The organism is Streptomyces sp. NPDC097129, assembly GCF_055668065.1.
Genome location: NZ_JBVOQE010000001.1, coordinates 784081 through 801832, shown reverse-complemented (window position 1 = coordinate 801832; position 17752 = coordinate 784081). Strand labels below are relative to the sequence as shown.

Annotated in this window: 17 protein-coding genes; 14 read left to right on the top strand and 3 right to left on the bottom strand. The window is 71.7% G+C overall.

Annotation, left to right across the window (positions count from 1 at the left end):
* Positions 1–29 precede the first annotated feature (29 nt).
* Positions 30–425 (top strand): nuclear transport factor 2 family protein, encoded by a 396-nt coding sequence (locus tag AC0B9F_RS03610; protein ID WP_471998569.1) that lies wholly within the window; start codon positions 30–32, stop codon positions 423–425.
* 209 nt (positions 426–634) lie between these two features.
* Here the strand turns inward: AC0B9F_RS03610 and rpsT are convergent, their stop codons facing one another.
* A complete protein-coding gene (gene rpsT, locus AC0B9F_RS03605) occupies positions 635–901 on the bottom strand; it encodes a 30S ribosomal protein S20 (RefSeq protein ID WP_471998568.1) in 267 nt (88 codons plus the stop codon).
* Between the two features lie 241 nt (positions 902–1142).
* On the opposite strand from rpsT, the gene lepA reads away from it, so the two are divergent.
* The 4 genes from lepA to hemW all read left to right on the top strand — a co-directional run bounded on the left by lepA (position 1143) and on the right by hemW (position 8518).
* Complete coding sequence (gene lepA, locus AC0B9F_RS03600) at positions 1143–3011, top strand: translation elongation factor 4 (protein ID WP_471998567.1); 1869 nt, start codon at positions 1143–1145, stop codon at positions 3009–3011.
* A 253-nt stretch (positions 3012–3264) separates the two neighbouring features.
* On the top strand, positions 3265–5139 hold the full coding sequence (locus tag AC0B9F_RS03595) for an AMP-dependent synthetase/ligase (protein ID WP_471998566.1): 1875 nt from the start codon (positions 3265–3267) through the stop codon (positions 5137–5139).
* Between the two features lie 225 nt (positions 5140–5364).
* Positions 5365–7257 carry a SpoIIE family protein phosphatase gene (locus tag AC0B9F_RS03590; protein ID WP_471998565.1) on the top strand — a complete coding sequence of 631 codons (1893 nt, stop codon included), beginning with the start codon at positions 5365–5367 and terminating at the stop codon, positions 7255–7257.
* Positions 7258–7285: 28 nt separating this feature from the next.
* A complete protein-coding gene (gene hemW / locus AC0B9F_RS03585) occupies positions 7286–8518 on the top strand; it encodes a radical SAM family heme chaperone HemW (protein ID WP_471998564.1) in 1233 nt (410 codons plus the stop codon).
* A 13-nt stretch (positions 8519–8531) separates the two neighbouring features.
* Here hemW and AC0B9F_RS03580 read toward each other — a convergent pair whose 3' ends face one another.
* Both AC0B9F_RS03580 and AC0B9F_RS03575 read right to left on the bottom strand, forming a co-directional pair.
* A complete protein-coding gene (locus tag AC0B9F_RS03580) occupies positions 8532–9344 on the bottom strand; it encodes a DUF3097 domain-containing protein (RefSeq protein WP_471998563.1) in 813 nt (270 codons plus the stop codon).
* Positions 9345–9386: 42 nt separating this feature from the next.
* A complete protein-coding gene (locus tag AC0B9F_RS03575) occupies positions 9387–10115 on the bottom strand; it encodes an MBL fold metallo-hydrolase (protein ID WP_471998562.1) in 729 nt (242 codons plus the stop codon).
* Between the two features lie 149 nt (positions 10116–10264).
* Between AC0B9F_RS03575 and hrcA the strand changes: the two genes are divergently transcribed.
* From hrcA to AC0B9F_RS03530, 9 genes are all read left to right on the top strand, one after another.
* On the top strand, positions 10265–11281 hold the full coding sequence (gene hrcA / locus AC0B9F_RS03570) for a heat-inducible transcriptional repressor HrcA (RefSeq protein WP_471998561.1): 1017 nt from the start codon (positions 10265–10267) through the stop codon (positions 11279–11281).
* On the top strand, positions 11282–12418 hold the full coding sequence (gene dnaJ, locus AC0B9F_RS03565; protein ID WP_471998560.1) for a molecular chaperone DnaJ: 1137 nt from the start codon (positions 11282–11284) through the stop codon (positions 12416–12418).
* Between the two features lie 113 nt (positions 12419–12531).
* The gene (locus tag AC0B9F_RS03560; RefSeq protein ID WP_471998559.1) at positions 12532–13656 is read left to right on the top strand and encodes a nitronate monooxygenase; all 1125 of its coding nucleotides are present in this window, start codon (positions 12532–12534) and stop codon (positions 13654–13656) included.
* A complete protein-coding gene (locus AC0B9F_RS03555; RefSeq protein WP_471998558.1) occupies positions 13653–14399 on the top strand; it encodes a 16S rRNA (uracil(1498)-N(3))-methyltransferase in 747 nt (248 codons plus the stop codon). The genes AC0B9F_RS03560 and AC0B9F_RS03555 overlap by 4 nt, the downstream gene beginning before the upstream one ends.
* Before the next feature lie 19 nt (positions 14400–14418).
* Positions 14419–14811: a VOC family protein gene (locus tag AC0B9F_RS03550; RefSeq protein ID WP_471998557.1), complete on the top strand. Its 393-nt coding sequence runs from the start codon at positions 14419–14421 to the stop codon at positions 14809–14811.
* Between the two features lie 60 nt (positions 14812–14871).
* Positions 14872–15399 carry a hypothetical protein gene (locus AC0B9F_RS03545; RefSeq protein ID WP_471998556.1) on the top strand — a complete coding sequence of 176 codons (528 nt, stop codon included), beginning with the start codon at positions 14872–14874 and terminating at the stop codon, positions 15397–15399.
* 74 nt (positions 15400–15473) lie between these two features.
* On the top strand, positions 15474–15827 hold the full coding sequence (locus tag AC0B9F_RS03540) for a histidine triad nucleotide-binding protein (protein WP_471998555.1): 354 nt from the start codon (positions 15474–15476) through the stop codon (positions 15825–15827).
* A gap of 5 nt (positions 15828–15832) precedes the next feature.
* Positions 15833–16738 (top strand): ribonuclease Z, encoded by a 906-nt coding sequence (locus AC0B9F_RS03535; RefSeq protein ID WP_471998554.1) that lies wholly within the window; start codon positions 15833–15835, stop codon positions 16736–16738.
* Between the two features lie 20 nt (positions 16739–16758).
* Positions 16759–17748 (top strand): adenosine deaminase, encoded by a 990-nt coding sequence (locus tag AC0B9F_RS03530; RefSeq protein ID WP_471998553.1) that lies wholly within the window; start codon positions 16759–16761, stop codon positions 17746–17748.
* The last annotated feature ends 4 nt before the right edge of the window (positions 17749–17752 follow it).

Below are 17752 nucleotides of genomic sequence, written 5' to 3'. Positions count from 1 at the left end.
CGCCGAGCTACGGAAAGGTGGCGATCGACATGGCTGAGCATCCGCACGCAGCGCTGGTTCGCAGAGGGTACGAGGCGTTCACCCGGGGGGACATGGACACCCTGCGCGAGATCATGACGTCGGACTGCACCCACCATGTGCCGGGCAGTCATTCGATGGCCGGCGACTTCAAGGGGCAGGACGCGGTCATCCAGATGTACGGCCGGCTCTTCGAGGAGACCGGCGGTTCGCTGAACGTCGAGCTGCGCCAGATCTTCGTCGACGGGCGGGGACACGCCGTCGCCCTGCAGCACATCACCGCCGACCGTAACGGCAAGCGCCTGGACGAGGACGGGACCATCGTCTTCCGCGTGGTCGGCGACAAGATCACCGATCTCGACCAGTGCTCCGCCGACCTCGACAAGGACAACGACTTCTGGTCGTGACGCACGGACGCCGTGAAGCGCAGAAGGAGCATGCCGAACGGCCCCGTCGCCCGCCCGGGGAAGGGCGTGGCGGCGGGGCCGTCGATGAAGCGGGTGAGCCCGTTCCCGCGTGGCGAACGCAGGCCGCGAACAGGCTCGGAGTGCCGGACGGGAGCGGATGAGAGAGGGCCCGCTCTGGGTCCCTCCGGCGGTCAGATCAAAGGAGGTGCTCAGCCCTGGAGGGACGCGACCTTGGAAGCAAGCGCCGACTTCTTGTTGGCGGCCTGGTTCTTGTGGATGACGCCCTTCGAGACGGCCTTGTCCAGCGCACGCGCGGCGACGCGCTGCAGCTCGGCGGCCTTCTCGACGTCACCCGCGGCAGCGGCCTCGCGGGCCTTGCGGATCGCGGTCTTCAGGGAGGACTTGACGGCCTTGTTGCGCAGCCGCGCCTTCTCGTTGGTCTTGATCCGCTTGATCTGGGACTTGATGTTCGCCACGAATGAGCCTTTTCAGGTTCAGGCACGGGGTCAGAGGATTCCACAACGGAAAGCCCGGATCCCGTACCAGGTGATTTCTTGGAGTGTGCCTCGCGCTGAGAGGGCATGAGACACAGCCGCCTACACTACCAGCGGCCCTCCGAGTGGCCCAAACCGGTCGCCGCGCCGCACCCGTGGGACCATGGAAGCTACGTATCGATCCGACCCGAGGCATAAGGCGCCTCAAGAGACAGGACCCTGCGTGCCCGCGACCCCTTCCCATGTGCCCGAGCCGAGCCGTACCGACCCGGCTCTGATCCGCAATTTCTGCATCATCGCGCACATCGACCACGGCAAGTCCACGCTCGCCGACCGGATGCTCCAGCTGACCGGCGTCGTCGAGCAGCGGCAGATGCGTGCTCAGTACCTCGACCGGATGGACATCGAGCGCGAGCGCGGCATCACGATCAAATCCCAGGCGGTGCGGCTGCCGTGGGCCCCCACCCACGACAAGAGCAACACGCACATCCTCAACATGATCGACACCCCGGGGCACGTCGACTTCACGTACGAGGTCTCGCGGTCGCTGGCCGCCTGTGAGGGGACCGTCCTCCTCGTCGACGCCGCCCAGGGGATCGAGGCGCAGACTCTCGCCAACCTGTACCTGGCGATGGAGAACGACCTCACGATCATCCCGGTGCTGAACAAGATCGACCTGCCGGCCGCGCAGCCCGAGAAGTTCGCCGAGGAGCTCGCGAACCTCGTCGGCTGCGAGCCGGGCGATGTGCTGAAGGTCTCGGCCAAGACCGGCCTCGGCGTGGATGCGCTGCTGGACAAGGTCGTCGCCGAGATCCCGGCCCCGGTCGGCGTCAAGGACGCCCCCGCGCGCGCCATGATCTTCGACTCGGTCTACGACTCCTACCGCGGTGTCGTGACGTACGTCCGTGTCATCGACGGCCAGCTCAACAAGCGCGAGCGCATCAAGATGATGTCGACGGGCGCCACCCACGAGCTGCTGGAGATCGGCACCAACTCGCCCGAGATGCTCCCGGCCGACGGCCTCGGCGTCGGCGAGGTGGGCTACCTGATCACCGGTGTGAAGGACGTCCGCCAGTCCAAGGTCGGTGACACCGTCACCAGCCAGTCCAAGGGCGCCACCGAGGCGCTCGGCGGCTACAAGGACCCCAAGCCCATGGTGTTCTCGGGCCTGTATCCGCTGGACGGCTCGGACTACCCCGAGCTGCGCGAGGCCCTGGACAAGCTGCAGCTCAACGACGCCGCGCTGGTCTACGAGCCGGAGACCTCCGCCGCGCTCGGCTTCGGCTTCCGCGTCGGCTTCCTCGGCCTGCTGCACCTGGACGTGATCCGCGAGCGCCTCGAGCGCGAGTTCGGCCTGGACCTGATCGCCACCGCGCCCAACGTGGTCTACCGCGTGGTGATGGAGGACGGCAGCGAGCACACGGTCACCAACCCGAGCGAGTTCCCCGAAGGCAAGATCAGCGAGGTCTACGAGCCGGTCGTGCGGGCCACCATCCTCGCGCCCACCGAGTTCATCGGCTCGATCATGGAGCTGTGCCAGACCCGGCGCGGCACCCTGCTCGGCATGGACTACCTCTCGGAGGACCGCGTCGAGATCCGCTACACGCTGCCGCTCGCGGAGATCGTCTTCGACTTCTTCGACCAGCTGAAGTCCAAGACCCGCGGCTACGCCTCCCTCGACTACGAGCCCACCGGCGAGCAGACCAGTTCCCTGGTCAAGGTCGACATCCTGCTGCACGGCGACAAGGTCGACGCGTTCTCCGCGATCACCCACAAGGACGCCGCGTACGCGTACGGGGTGCGGCTCGTCGCCAAGCTGCGCGAGCTCATCCCGCGGCAGGCCTTCGAGGTGCCGATCCAGGCCGCCATCGGCTCCCGGGTGATCGCCCGCGAGACCATCCGCGCCATCCGCAAGGACGTCCTCGCCAAGTGCTACGGCGGTGACATCTCCCGTAAGCGCAAGCTGCTGGAGAAGCAGAAGGAAGGCAAGAAGCGGATGAAGATGGTCGGTTCTGTGGAGGTTCCGCAGGAGGCCTTCATCGCCGTCCTGTCCAGCGATGACAGCGGGGCATCGGCCAAGGGCAAGAAGTAACCAGCGGTTACACCTCGCCACCCCGGCAAATCCGGTCACACAGGGGTCCGTCGTACGAAAGTGCGCCGGGCCCCTGTGTGTGTCGGTGTGACCCACCGCGGGGAAACGACCGGGCATCAGCTCTTACGCGGGCGGCGGTCGGGCTCTACTCTGTCCCTGCCCGATAGTTACTCGCGAGTTAAACAACGTCTCGTGGGTAGGAACCAGCCGCACTGTCGCGCCAGCCGCACTGTCGCGGGCCCCGGAGGATGTCGTGAGCGACGCAACTAGCCTGATCGAGAACCGTCCGCCGTCCGTGGCGGGCCTCTTCCTGGAGCGCGTGGCCGCCACGCCGGACGCCGAGGCCTACCGGTATCCGGTGCCCGCCGCGTCCGGTGAGGGCCCGGACGACTGGAAGTCGCTGAGCTGGGGCCAGGCGGCCGAGCGGGTGCACGCGATCGCGGCCGGGCTGATCGAGCTGGGCGTCCAGCCGGAGCAGCGCGTCGCCCTCGCCGCCTCCACCCGTATCGAGTGGATCCTGGCCGACCTCGGCATCATGTGCGCGGGTGCGGCCACCACCACGATCTACCCGCAGACCAACGCCGAGGAGTCGGCGTTCATCCTCTCCGACTCCGGCAGCAAGGTCCTCATCGCGGAGAACGCCGCCCAGCTCGCCAAGGCGCTGGACAAGCGCGCCGAGCTGCCCGAGCTCACCCACGTCGTGGTGATCGACCCGGCCGGCGTCGACAGCGGCGACTGGGTGCTCACCCTCGCCGAGCTGGAGCAGCGCGGCGCCGTCCGCCTCGCGCAGGAGCCGGAGCTGATCAGGGAGCGGGTCGGCAAGATCACCCGCGACCAGCTCGCCACCCTCATCTACACCTCCGGCACCACCGGCCGCCCCAAGGGCGTCCGCCTGCCGCACGACAACTGGTCGTACATGGCCAAGGCGATCGCCGCGACCGGACTGGTCGGCCCGGACGACGTGCAGTACCTGTGGCTGCCGCTCGCGCACGTCTTCGGCAAGGTGCTCACCTCCGGCCAGATCGAGGTCGGCCACGTCACCGCCGTCGACGGCCGCGTGGACAAGATCATCGACAATCTGCCGATCGTGCAGCCGACGTACATGGCCGCCGTCCCGCGCATCTTCGAGAAGGTCTACAACGGCGTGGCCGCCAAGGCGAAGGCTGGCGGCGCCGCCAAGTACAAGATCTTCCAGTGGGCCTCCGAGGTCGCCCGCGAGTACGCCAAGGTCACCCAGGACAACTTCAAGCGCACCGGCAACCGCTCCGCGCCCGTCGGGCTCGCCGCCAAGCACAAGGTCGCCGACACGCTCGTCTACAGCAAGATCCGCGAGGCGTTCGGCGGCCGGCTGCGCGCCTGCGTCTCCGGCTCCGCCGCGCTCGCCCCGGAGATCGGCTACTTCTTCGCCGGCGCCGGCATCCACGTCCTGGAGGGCTACGGCCTCACCGAGTCCTCGGCCGCGTCCTTCGTCAACCCCGGCGAGGCCTACCGCACCGGCACCGTCGGCAAGCCGCTGCCCGGCACCGAGGTCCGCATCGCCGACGACGGCGAGATCCTGCTGCGCGGCCCCGGCATCATGCAGGGCTACCACAAGCTGCCCGAGAAGACCGCCGAGGTGCTGGAGAGCGACGGCTGGTTCCACACCGGCGACATCGGCGAGCTGTCGCCCGACGGCTACCTGCGCATCACCGACCGCAAGAAGGACCTGATCAAGACCTCCGGCGGCAAGTACGTCGCGCCGGCCGAGGTCGAGGGCCAGTTCAAGGGGATCTGCCCCTACGTCTCCAACATCCTCGTCCACGGCGCCGACCGGAACTTCTGCACCGCCCTCATCGCCCTCGACGAGCCGGCCATCCTCGACTGGGCCAAGGACAACGGCCTGGCCGGCAAGGCGTACGCCGAGGTGGTCGCCGCGCCGCAGACGGTCGAGCTGATCGACGGCTACGTCAAGGAGCTCAACGAGGGCCTGCAGCGCTGGCAGACCATCAAGAAGTTCCGCCTCCTGCCCCGCGACCTCGACGTCGAGCACGGCGAGATCACCCCGAGCCTGAAGCTGAAGCGTCCGGTCGTGGAGCGCGAGTACCGGCACCTGCTGGACGAGATGTACGCCGGGACGCGCGAGGCGTAGGTCCCGGATGCCGGGGACGTGTCTGGCATAGTCCAGCGGCGCACGCATGATGAACGCCAGATGCCCGGATCCGAACTCTTTCTGTCCGGATCCGGGCATCCGCGCGCCCCTCTTCTCACTCATCGCGACCCAGTTCGGTAACTCCACGCTTATGCGCCGGTCCGGTCTGTCACCCTGTCGCCAACGCCCGACAGATGTCCAGCCGAACCGCTCGGGGAGTTGTCGATGGGGGTCGTACCGACGCAGCGCGAGACCGAGATCCTGACCGGTGCCGCGCCCGCGCACGCCGACAGCCGTGCGCGGGCGCACGCCCTCCTGCCCGGCAGCGAACTCGCGCCCGGCACCGCCCGCGGCTTGGTCCGCGCCGCGCTGGCCGAGTGGACCGGCCTCGCCCTGCCCGGCGCCGACCGGCTCACCGAGCGGCTCGCCCAGGACACCGCCCTCCTCGTCAGCGAACTGGTCACCAACGCGGTCGTGCACGCGGGCACCGACGTCGACCTGCACTGCCGGCTGGAGCCGGCCGGCGCCGTCGTCGTCGAGGTCACCGACCGGCACCCCGCCCGCGCCCCCCGCGACAGCGGGGCCGACCCCGGGACACCGGAACCGGAGTACGGCCGCGGCCTGCACCTGGTCGCCGCGCTCGCCGAGTCCTGGGGCGTCACCTACCGCCGTACCGCCAAGACGGTGTGGGCCCGGCTCACCCCGGACAGCGAGGACCGCGCCCACCACGACGACCGCCCCCACCTCACCGACCCCGGCGACCGCGCCCTCGGCGAGGCCCTCCGGCTCGCCGGGATCCTCGCCCCCGGGCCGCGCGGCGCCGACAGCGACGGGGACTGGCTCGGCCGCGGCGCCCTGTCCTTCCTCGCCGAGGCCTCCGACCTGCTCGCCGGACAGCTCGACGAGGACCTCGTCGCGTCGCTGACCGGCCAGCTCGTCGTGCCCCGCCTCGCCGACTGGTGCGCGGTGTGGCTGGAGGACGAGGTCACCGGGCGCGGCTGGGCCGACGGCGGCGGACCGGGCGACCGGCCCGCCCGCGTGTGGCACAGCAGCGAGCACCTCGTCGAGGAGCTGCGCCAGGCCCTGGAGAAGGAACCGCCCCGCCCGCCCGACGCCGCCTCCCCGGGCCCGCTGCCCCACCCCTGGCCGGTGGCCGCCCTCGGCCCGCACGGCGCCGCGCTCGCCTACCGTCTCGTCGCCGGCGGCCGCCCGCTCGGCACCCTCGTCATCGGCCGCACCGGACTGCTCCGCTTCCCCGACGAGGTCACCGGGCTCGTCGAGGACCTCAGCAGGCGCGTCGCGCTCGCCATCGGCGCCGCCCGCCAGTACGCCCGGCAGGCCACCATCAGCGCGGTCCTCCAGCGCGGCCTGCTGCCCGGCGCCGTCGCCGAGATCCCCGGCGTGCGCACCGCGCTCGTCTACGAACCCTGCGACAAGGGCGGCCCCAGCGGCGACTTCTACGACGTCTTCCCGGCCGGAGAGGGCCGCTGGTGCTTCGCCGTCGGCGATGTCCAGGGCAAGGGCCCCGAGGCCGCCGTCGTCATCGGACTCGCCCGCCCCTGGCTGCGGCTGCTGGCCCGCGAGGGCTACGGCGTCGCCGACGTCCTCGACCGCCTCAACCAGCTCCTCCTGGACGACGCCACCGAGGCCGCCGACGCCGCCGCCCGCGCCTTCGCCGGTCCCCTCGCCCCCGGCGACGGCCCGCAGACCCGCTTCCTGTCCCTGCTCTACGGCGAGCTGGTCCCCCACGCGGGCGGCGTCCGCTGCACCCTCGCCTCCGCCGGGCACCCGCTGCCGCTGGTCCTCGGGCCCGGCGGCGACGTACGCACCGCCGCGCGCCCGCAGACCCTGCTCGGGGTCGTCGAGGACGAGACCTACGCCAGCGAGACGATCGAGCTGCGGCCCGGCGACACCCTGCTGTGCGTCACCGACGGGGTCACCGAGCGGCGCAACGGCCCCGACCAGTTCGACGACGGCGACGGGCTGGCCCGCGCGCTCGCCGGGTGCGCCGGCCTGGACGCGGACCTCGTCGCCGAGCGGATCAGCCGGCTGGTCCACGGCTTCGGCGGGCAGCCGCCCGAGGACGACCTGGCGCTGCTCGTCCTCCAGGCGGAGTAACCCCGCGCCGTCCTGGACAATGGGAGACATGCCTTCCGCACTCCCCGACGGCGAGCCCGTCCCCGACGACGGCGCGCTGCCCGCGTCCGCGCTCGCCGGCGCGACCGAGCGGCCCCTCGGGTTCTATCTGCACGTGCCCTACTGCGCGACCCGCTGCGGCTACTGCGACTTCAACACCTACACGGCGACCGAGCTGCACGGCACCGGCGGAGTGCTGGCCTCCCGCGACAACTACGCCGACACCCTGACCGACGAGGTCCGCCTCGCCCGCAAGGTGCTCGGCGACGACCCGCGCCCGGTGCGCACGGTGTTCGTCGGCGGCGGCACGCCCACCCTGCTGGCCGCCGGCGACCTGGTACGGATGCTGGCGGCGATCCGCGACGAGTTCGGCCTCGCGCCGGACGCCGAGATCACCACGGAGGCGAACCCGGAGTCCGTCGACCCGGCCTACCTCGCCACCCTGCGCGAAGGCGGCTTCAACCGGATCTCCTTCGGCATGCAGAGCGCCCGGCAGCACGTGCTGAAGATCCTCGACCGCACCCACACCCCCGGCCGCCCCGAGGCGTGCGTGGCCGAGGCGCGCGCGGCGGGCTTCGACCACGTCAACCTCGACCTGATCTACGGCACGCCCGGAGAGTCCGACGACGACTGGCGGGCCTCCCTGGACGCTGCGATCGGCGCCGGACCCGACCACGTCAGCGCGTACGCCCTCATCGTCGAGGAGGGCACGCAGCTCGCCCGGCGCATCCGGCGCGGCGAGGTCCCGATGACCGACGACGACGTGCACGCCGACCGGTACCTCATCGCCGAGGAGACCCTGTCCGCGGCCGGCTTCGACTGGTACGAGGTGTCCAACTGGGCCACCTCCGAGGCGGGCCGCTGCCTGCACAACGAGCTGTACTGGCGCGGCGCCGACTGGTGGGGCGCCGGCCCGGGCGCCCACAGCCACGTCGGCGGCGTGCGCTGGTGGAACGTCAAGCACCCGGGCGCCTACGCGGCGGCGCTGGCCGCGGGCCGCTCCCCGGGCGCCGGGCGGGAGGTCCTGAGCGAGGAGGACCGCCGGGTCGAGCGCATCCTGCTGGAGCTGCGGCTGCGCGAGGGCGTACCCCTGGACCTGCTGAAGGCGGACGGCCGCCGGGCCGCGGACCGGGCCCTGACCGACGGCCTCCTCCAGCCGGAGCCGTACGCCGGGGGCCGCGCGGTGCTCACCCTGCGGGGCAGGCTGCTCGCGGACGCGGTGGTGCGGGACCTGGTGGACTGAGTGGACTGAGGCGTCAGTCCACGGGTTCGGTGACGAAGTCGATCAGCTGCTCCACCTTGCCCAGCAGCTCCGGCTCCAGGTCCCTGTACGACCGCACCCGGCCGAGGATCGCCTGCCAGGCCGCGCCCGTGTTCTCCGGCCAGCCCAGGGCCCGGCACACGCCCGTCTTCCAGTCCTGGCCGCGCGGGATCACCGGCCACGCCTCGATCCCGAGCGCCGACGGCTTCACCGCCTGCCAGACGTCGATGTACGGGTGGCCCACGACCAGCGCGTGCTCACTCGTCACGGCCTCGGCGATCCGCCACTCCTTGGTGCCCGGCACCAGATGGTCCACCAGCACGCCGAGGCGGGCGTCCGGACCCGGGGCGAAGGACTCCACGATCGACGGCAGGTCGTCGACGCCCTCCAGGTACTCCACGACCACGCCCTCGATGCGCAGATCGTCGCCCCACACCTTCTCCACCAGCTCGGCGTCGTGCCGCCCCTCGACGTAGATCCGGCCGGCCCGGGCCACCCGCGCGCGGGCGCCGGGCACGGCGAGAGATCCGGACGCGGTACGACTGGGCCGTACCGGAGCCGCCGAGGCGGGCCTGACCAGCGTCACCACCCGGCCCTCCAGCAGGAAGCCGCGCGGCTCCATGGGGAAGACCCGGTGCTTGCCGAAGCGGTCCTCCAGCGTGACCGTGCCCGCCTCGCAGCGGATCACCGCACCGCAGAAGCCGCTGCCGGGCTCCTCCACCACCAGGCCGGGCTCGGCCGCCACCTCGGGCGCCGGCGCGGGCTTCTTCTTCCAGGGCGGGGTCAGGTCGGGGGAGTACTGCCGCATTCGGATGACGATAGGAGAATCCCGGGCGTCACCGGGCGCGGATCACCGCGACACGCCGAAGCGGGCCGCCAGCGCGTCCCGTTGCGCCCGCACGAACGCCGCGTCCACCACCGCTCCGTGACCGGGCACGTACAGCGCGTCCTCGCCGCCGAGCGCCAGCAGCCGGTCCAGCGCGTCCGGCCACTGCGACGGTACGGCGTCGGGGCCCGCCTGCGGCTCGCCGGACTCCTCGACGAGGTCACCGCAGAACACCACCTCCCGCTCGCCCGGGACCAGGACCACGAGATCGTGGGCGGTGTGCCCGGGACCCACGTTGGCGAGCAGCACCTGGCGGCCGCCGCCGAGGTCGAGGGTCCACTCGCCGCTGACCAGGTGGCCGACCGGCACCGGCGCCCCCGCGGCCTCCTCGGCGACCTCCGGGTCCAGGCCGGCCGCCACCGCGTCCACCCGCAGCTCCTCCCGGCCGCGCGGGGTGAACGCCGAATCGATGCCGACCGCGCCGAAGACCTCCGCGGCCCGGATCGAGGAGGCACCGAGAACGTGGTCGAAGTGGGGGTGGGTGAACGCGAGATGGGTCACACCGTGCCCGGTGAGCCGTTCGGCCTCGGCGCGCAGCCGGGCCCCCTCCGCGAGGCTCGACCCGGCGTCGACCATCAGTGCCGTGTCCGCGCCGACGATCAGCCCCGTCGTGCAGTCCCAGCCCGGCAGCCGGCACCGCCCGACCCCGGCCGCCAGCCGTTCCCACCCCAGCTCTTCCCAAGTCACCGTCATACCCGCGACGCTAGCCCTTACCGGCCACGCGGTATGACCAGCCTTGCCGGGGGCGTACCCCACCGCCGTACACTGGGCCGGGGACGTCTGGCACTCGCACGAGCAGAGTGCCAGGGGCGAGACGAGGAAGACTTCTGGAGGTGTGCGCGATGCTGAGTGAACGACGGCTTCAGGTGCTGCGCGCCATCGTCCAGGACTACGTGGGCACCGAGGAGCCGGTCGGTTCCAAGGCGCTCACGGAGCGGCACAACCTCGGTGTCTCCCCGGCGACGGTCCGCAACGACATGGCGGCCCTGGAGGACGAGGGGTTCATCGCGCAGCCGCACACCAGTGCGGGGCGCATCCCCACCGACAAGGGCTACCGGCTGTTCGTCGACAAGCTGGCCGGTGTGAAGCCGATGACCGGCCCGGAGCGGCGCGCGATCCAGAACTTCCTCGAGGGCGCCGTCGACCTCGACGACGTGGTGGCGCGGACGGTGCGGCTGCTGGCACAGCTCACCCGGCAGGTCGCCGTGGTGCAGTATCCGTCGCTGACCCGCTCGACCGTGCGGCACGTGGAGCTGCTGTCGCTCGCGCCCGCGCGGGTGATGCTGGTGCTGATCACCGACACCGGCCGGGTGGAGCAGCGGATGGTGGACTGCCCGGCGCCGTTCGGCGAGACCGCGCTGGCGGACCTCAGGGCCCGGCTGAACAGCCGGGTCGCGGGCCGCCGGTTCACGGATGTGCCGAAGCTGGTGGAGGATCTGCCGGAGGCCTTCGAACCGGAGGACCGCGGCACGGTCTCGACGGTGCTGTCCACGCTGCTGGAGACGCTCGTCGAGGAGAACGAGGAACGGCTGATGATCGGCGGCACCGCCAATCTGACGCGGTTCCCGCACGACTTCCCCCTCACGATCCGGCCGGTGCTGGAGGCCCTGGAGGAGCAGGTCGTCCTCCTGAAGCTGCTCGGCGAGGCGAAGGATCCGGGCGTGACCGTCCGTATCGGTCATGAGAACGCCCACGTAGGACTCAACTCCACGTCCGTCGTGTCGGTCGGCTACGGTTCGGGCGGCGAGGCTGTCGCCAAGCTCGGCGTGGTCGGACCGACCCGCATGGACTACCCGGGAACGATGGGAGCGGTACGCGCAGTGGCACGGTACGTCGGACAGATCCTGGCGGAGTCGTAGGTGGCCACGGACTACTACGCCGTACTCGGCGTGCGCCGCGACGCGTCGCAGGATGAGATCAAGAAGGCGTTCAGGCGGCTCGCACGCGAGCTGCACCCGGACGTCAATCCCGATCCGAAGACGCAGGAGCGGTTCAAGGAGATCAACGCCGCCTACGAGGTGTTGTCGGACCCGCAGAAGAAGCAGGTCTACGACCTCGGCGGCGACCCCCTCTCGCAGTCCGGCGGCGCCGGCGCGGGCGGCTTCGGCGCGGGTGGCTTCGGGAACTTCTCCGACATCATGGACGCGTTCTTCGGTACGGCGTCGCAGCGCGGGCCGCGCTCGCGCACCCGCCGCGGCCAGGACGCGATGATCCGGGTCGAGGTCGAGCTGGACGAGGCGGCCTTCGGCACCACCAAGGACATCCAGGTGGAGACGGCGATCGTCTGTTCCACCTGCTCGGGTGAGGGCGCCGCGCCGGGCACCTCCGCGCAGACCTGTGACATGTGCCGCGGCCGTGGTGAGGTCTCGCAGGTCACCCGGTCCTTCCTGGGCCAGGTCATGACCTCGCGGCCGTGCCCGCAGTGCCAGGGCTTCGGCACGATCGTGCCGAACCCGTGCCCGGAGTGCGCCGGTGACGGCCGCGTGCGCTCGCGGCGGACGCTGACCGTGAAGATCCCGGCCGGTGTCGACAACGGCACCCGCATCCAGCTCGCCGGTGAGGGCGAGGTCGGGCCCGGTGGCGGTCCCGCCGGTGACCTCTACGTCGAGATCCACGAGCTGCCGCACGCGATGTTCCAGCGGCGCGGCGACGATCTGCACTGCACGGTCACGATCCCGATGACCGCGGCGGCGCTCGGCACCAAGGTGCCGCTGGAGACGCTGGACGGCATGGAGGAGGTCGACATCCGGCCCGGCACCCAGTCCGGCCAGTCGATCCCGCTGCACAACCGGGGCGTCACGCATCTGCGCGGCGGCGGCCGGGGCGACCTGATCGTGCACGTCGAGGTGCAGACGCCGACCAAGCTCGACCCCGAGCAGGAGCGCGTGCTGCGCGAGCTGGCCAAGCTCCGCGGCGAGGAACGGCCCACGGGCCAGTTCCAGCCGGGGCAGCAGGGTCTGTTCTCCCGGTTGAAGGACGCGTTCAACGGGCGGTGACCATGGCTACGGGACCGGGCGGCCGACCGCCCGGTCACCGGCCCGTTCCTGTGGCTTATGCCAACAGGGACGGTGGATTCGGTCCCGTCCGGGGGACGTGACACCATGCCGTCATGTCCTCCCTGACCGATCTCTTCCCCCGTCCGATCGTGCAGGCTCCCATGGCGGGCGGCGTCTCCGTCCCGCCGCTCGCCGCCGCCGTCTGCGAGGCGGGCGGGCTGGGGTTCCTGGCCGCCGGGTACAAGACCGCCGACGGGATGTACCAGGAGATCAAGCAGCTGCGCGGCCTGACGAGCCGCCCCTTCGGGGTCAACGTCTTCATGCCTCAGCTGGAATATCCCGGTGCGAGCACCGGCTCCACCGGAGCGGCCAACGCCGCGCCCCCGTCCGGGGCCGTAGAGGTCTACGCGCACCAGCTGGCCGGGGAGGCCACCTGGTACGAGACCGAGCTGGGCGACCCCGACGGCGGCCGGGACGACGGCTACGACGCCAAGCTCGCGGTGCTGCGGGACGACCCGGTGCCGGTGGTCTCCTTCCACTTCGGCGTCCCGAGCCGTGAGGTCGTCGACTCCCTGCACCGCGTCGGGACGTATGTGATGGTCACCGCCACCACCGCGGACGAGGCCGTCGCCGTGCAGCAGTCCGGTGCCGACGCGGTGATCGCGCAGGGCGTGGAAGCCGGAGGCCACCAGGGCACGCACCGGGACGTGCCGGAGAACGACGGCGCGGGGATCGGACTGCTGTCGCTGCTGGCCCAGGTACGGGAGGCCGTGTCGATCCCGGTGGTCGCCGCGGGCGGGCTGATGCGGGGCAGCCAGATCGCCGCGGTGCTCGCGGCGGGGGCGAGCGCCGCACAGCTCGGAACGGCGTTCCTCGCGACGCAGGAGTCCGGCGCGCACGCCGTGCACAAGGACGCGCTGACCAACCCGCTGTTCGTGCGGACCGAGCTGACCCGGGCGTTCTCCGGGCGTCCGGCGCGGGGGCTGGTCAACCGGTTCCTGCGCGAGCACGGGCCGTACGCACCGGCCGCGTACCCGGAGATCCACCATCTGACCGCGCCGCTGCGCAAGGCCGCCGCGAAGGCGAACGATGCACAGGGCATGGCGCTGTGGGCGGGGCAGGGGCACCGGCTGGCGCGGGCCGTGCCGGCGGGACGGCTGGTGGAGCTGCTGGCCGCCGAGACCGAGGCGGCGCGGACAGCGTTGTCGGCCGGGATCCACGGGGGTGAGGTGCGGTGACGGCGCCCGTCTTCGTCGTCGAGTCGTTCGGGACGGGCCGGGGCCGGTTCGTCCTGGACGGGCCCGAGGGGCGGCACGCGGTCTCGGTCAAGCGGCTCCAGGTGGGCGAGGAGGTCGTCCTCACGGACGGCGCCGGGCGGTACGCGCTGTGCCAGGTGACCGGGGTCGAGGGCAAGGACCGGCTGATCGTCGACGTGCCGTCGGTCGAGGAGGAGCCCGCGCCGGCGCCGCGGATCACCGTGGTGCAGGCCCTGCCCAAGGGGGACCGGGGCGAGCTGGCCGTGGAGACCATGACCGAGGTCGGCGTGGACGCGATCGTGCCTTGGCAGGCGGCACGCTGCATCACGCAGTGGAAGGGCGAACGGGGACTGAAGGCGCTCGGCAAGTGGCGCAACACCGCCCGGGAGGCGGGCAAGCAGTCCCGGCGGGTGCGGTTCCCCCAGGTCGCGGACGCGGCCACGACCAAGCAGGTTGCGGCACTTTTGGCCACGGCGGACTTCGCCGGGGTCCTGCACTCGGACTTCGATGTCGCCAGTGCTCCGCTGGCGACGGCCGAGTTGCCGGCATCGGGGGAGATCGTGCTGGTCGTCGGTCCCGAAGGGGGCGTGGCCGGTGACGAGTTGGAGCTGTTTCGTCAGGCGGGTGCCGCGCCGTACGTGCTTGGGCCTACGGTGTTGCGTACGTCGACCGCCGGGACGGCGGCCGCGGCACTGCTCCTCGGCCGCACCGGACGGTGGTCCTGAACCGGGGGGTTGCTGCCTCGTGGAACTGGCTCAAGTGCGGCTGCTGGTCACCGACTTCGCCGCGTGCTACCGCTTCTACGCCGACGTGCTGGGGCTGAAGCCGCAGTCGGGGGCGGCTTCGGGGCCGTACGAGAAGTTCAGCCCCGCTGTGGGGTCCGCGGGGATCGCGTTGCAGGACCGGGCGATGATGGCGTCCGTGCTGGGGGAGTTGGGGGAGACGGCGGCGGGGCACCGGTCGCTGGTGGTGCTGCGGGTGGACGACCTGGACGCGTACTGCGAGGAGATCACCGCACGCGGGGCCGAGCTGCTGCACGGGCCCGAGGCGATGACCGACCGGATGCGGGTCGCCCATCTGAAGGACCCCGAGGGCAATCTGGTGGAACTTCAGGAGTGGCTGCTGCTGCGCGGTTGACCCGCCCGGTGGCCGTATGCGGTCTACCGTCCGGCGTGCGGTGGTGGGACGCTGCTGGGCATGGGCGGTTTGAGGCGTGTTTCCTCCGCTGTCGGCCTTCTCGTCGTGGTCGTCGGCGGAGTCGTGGCCTGTGATCCCGGCGGGATCGGTTCGGCTGCCGTCGCCTACACCACCGACCGGACCGCGACCAGGGAACTGGAACGGCACCACGTCGACGTGCGGTGGATGACCTGCACGGCCGGTTACGGCGACAAGGGGGCCACGGCCTCCGCTTCCGCCTCCGCCTCCGCGGACACCGTCGCCACCGTCGACTGCCGGGGCCAGACCAAGGACGGCAGGGACATCACCGTCACCGGGAAGGTGACCCGCGCCGTCGACGGGGCCTGTGTGCGCGGGGACCTGACGGCCACGGTCGGCGGGAAGCAGGTGTTCCATGTGAACGGCCTCGGCGACTGCAACGCCACCCCGTCCCCCGTCAGGCCGCCGGGGAACGGGCCCGGGCCGGCGCGGCCGACCGTCACCGTGACCGTCACGCGGACCATCTGGTGCCAGGGCGATCCGACCTGCTGGCCCGTACAGGGCAAGTGACGGCGCCTGCGCTGTCGTAGCCACTCGCTACGATGCCTCCGTACGCGATCATCCCGGCGTCAGGAGGCACACGCATGGCAGGGGAACCGCAGGACGACTGCTTGTTCTGCAAGATCGTCGCGGGCAGCGTCCCGGCGACGATCGTGCGCGAGACGGAGACGACCACCGCCTTCCGTGACATCAACCCCCAGGCGCCCACCCACGTCCTGGTGATCCCCAAGGCCCACCACAGGGATGCCGCCGCGCTGGCCGCCGAGGCGCCCGAGCTGGCCGCCGACGTGCTCCGCGAGGCGCAGGCGGTGGCCGACCAGGAGGGCCTGGAGAGCTACCGGACCGTGTTCAACACCGGCAGCGGCGCCGGACAGACCGTCTGGCACGCGCACGCCCATGTGCTCGGCGGGCGCGGGCTGAACTGGCCGCCCGGGTAGACGCCGTGTCCGTACGCGAACTGGTCGTCCTCGGCACCGCCAGCCAGGTCCCGACCCGGCACCGCAACCACAACGGGTATCTGCTGCGCTGGGACGGCGAGGGGTTCCTCTTCGATCCCGGTGAGGGCACACAGCGGCAGATGCTGCGGGCCGGGGTCGCCGCCCACGACCTGAACCGGCTGTGCGTCACGCACTTCCACGGCGACCACTCGCTGGGCCTGGCCGGAGTGATCCAGCGGATCAACCTCGACCAGGTCCCGCACGACGTCACCGCCCACTACCCGCGCTCCGGGCAGCGCTTCTTCGACCGGCTGCGGTACGCCACGGCCTACCGGGAGACCGTGCCGATCACCGAGGCGCCGGTCGGCGGGGACGGGGTGATCGCGCGGACCGGGCGATACACGCTCGAGGCGCGCCGGCTGTCCCACCCCGTGGAGTCCTTCGGGTACCGGATCGTCGAGCCCGACGGTCGGCGCATCCTGCCCGGGAAGCTCGCCGCGCACGGCATCAAGGGGCCCGACGTCGGGCGCATCCAGCGGGAGGGCGTGCTCGGCGGGGTGCGGCTGGAGGACGTCAGCGAGGTGCGGCGCGGTCAGCGGTTCGCCTTCGTCATGGACACCCGCCTGTGCGACGGTGTGCACGCCCTGGCCGAGGGGTGCGATCTGCTCGTCATCGAGTCGACCTTCCTCGACGAGGACGCCCGGCTCGCCGCCGACCACGGGCATCTGACGGCCGGTCAGGCCGCCCGGGTGGCCCGGGACGCCGGGGTGCGGCACCTGGTGCTCACCCACTTCAGCCAGCGCTACTCGGAGCCGGAGGAGTTCGAGCGGCAGGCGCGGGCCGCCGGGTTCGAGGGCGAGCTGACCGTGGCCCATGACCTGCTCCGGGTGCCGGTTCCGAAGCGGAGGTGACAGCGCCGTAACATGTGGTGATGCCGCTGCCCAAAGCCGAACTGCACCTTCACATCGAAGGCACCCTGGAGCCCGAGCTGGCCTTCGCGCTGGCCCGGCGCAACGGGGTCCAGCTGCCCTACGCCGACGAGGACGCCCTGCGCGAGGCGTACCGGTTCGAGGATCTGCAGTCCTTCCTCGACCTGTACTACGCCCTGATGGCCGTGCTGCTCACCGAGCGGGACTTCGAGGATCTCGCCGACGCCTATCTCGCCCGCGCCGCAGCCCAGGGCGTGCGGCACGCGGAGATCTTCTTCGACCCGCAGGCCCACCTCGCGCGGGGCGTGCCGATGGGCACGGTCGTCGAGGGGCTGTGGCGGGCGCTCGGGAACAGCGAGGCCCGGCACGGCGTCTCCACCCGGCTGATCATGTGCTTCCTGCGCGACGAGTCCGGCGAGTCGGCCATGGAGACTCTGGACGCGGCCAAGCCCTACCTGGACCGGATCACGGGCATCGGGCTCGACTCCGCCGAGGTCGGGCACCCGCCGGTGAAGTTCCGCGAGGTGTACGAGGCCGCCGCCGCGCTCGGGCTGCGCCGGGTCGCGCACGCGGGGGAGGAGGGGCCGCCGGAGTACATCACCGAGGCCCTGGACGTCCTCGGCGTCGAGCGCGTCGACCACGGGCTGCGCTGCATGGAGGATCCCGCGCTGGTCGAGCGGCTGGTGCGCGAGCGGGTGCCGCTGACGCTGTGCCCGCTGTCCAACGTGCGGCTGCGGGCCGTGGACGTCCTCGCCGAGCACCCGCTGCCCGCGATGCTCGACGCGGGGCTGCTGTGCACGGTCAACTCCGACGACCCCGCCTACTTCGGCGGCTACGCCGGCGACAACTTCGACGCCGTACAGCGCGACCTGCACCTCGGCGAGGACCGGCTGCGCGAGCTGGCCCGCAACTCCTTCCTCGCCTCCTTCCTGGACGACGACGAGGAGCGGCGGGCCCGGTATCTCGCCGAGGTGGAGGCGTACGTCTTCTGACGAC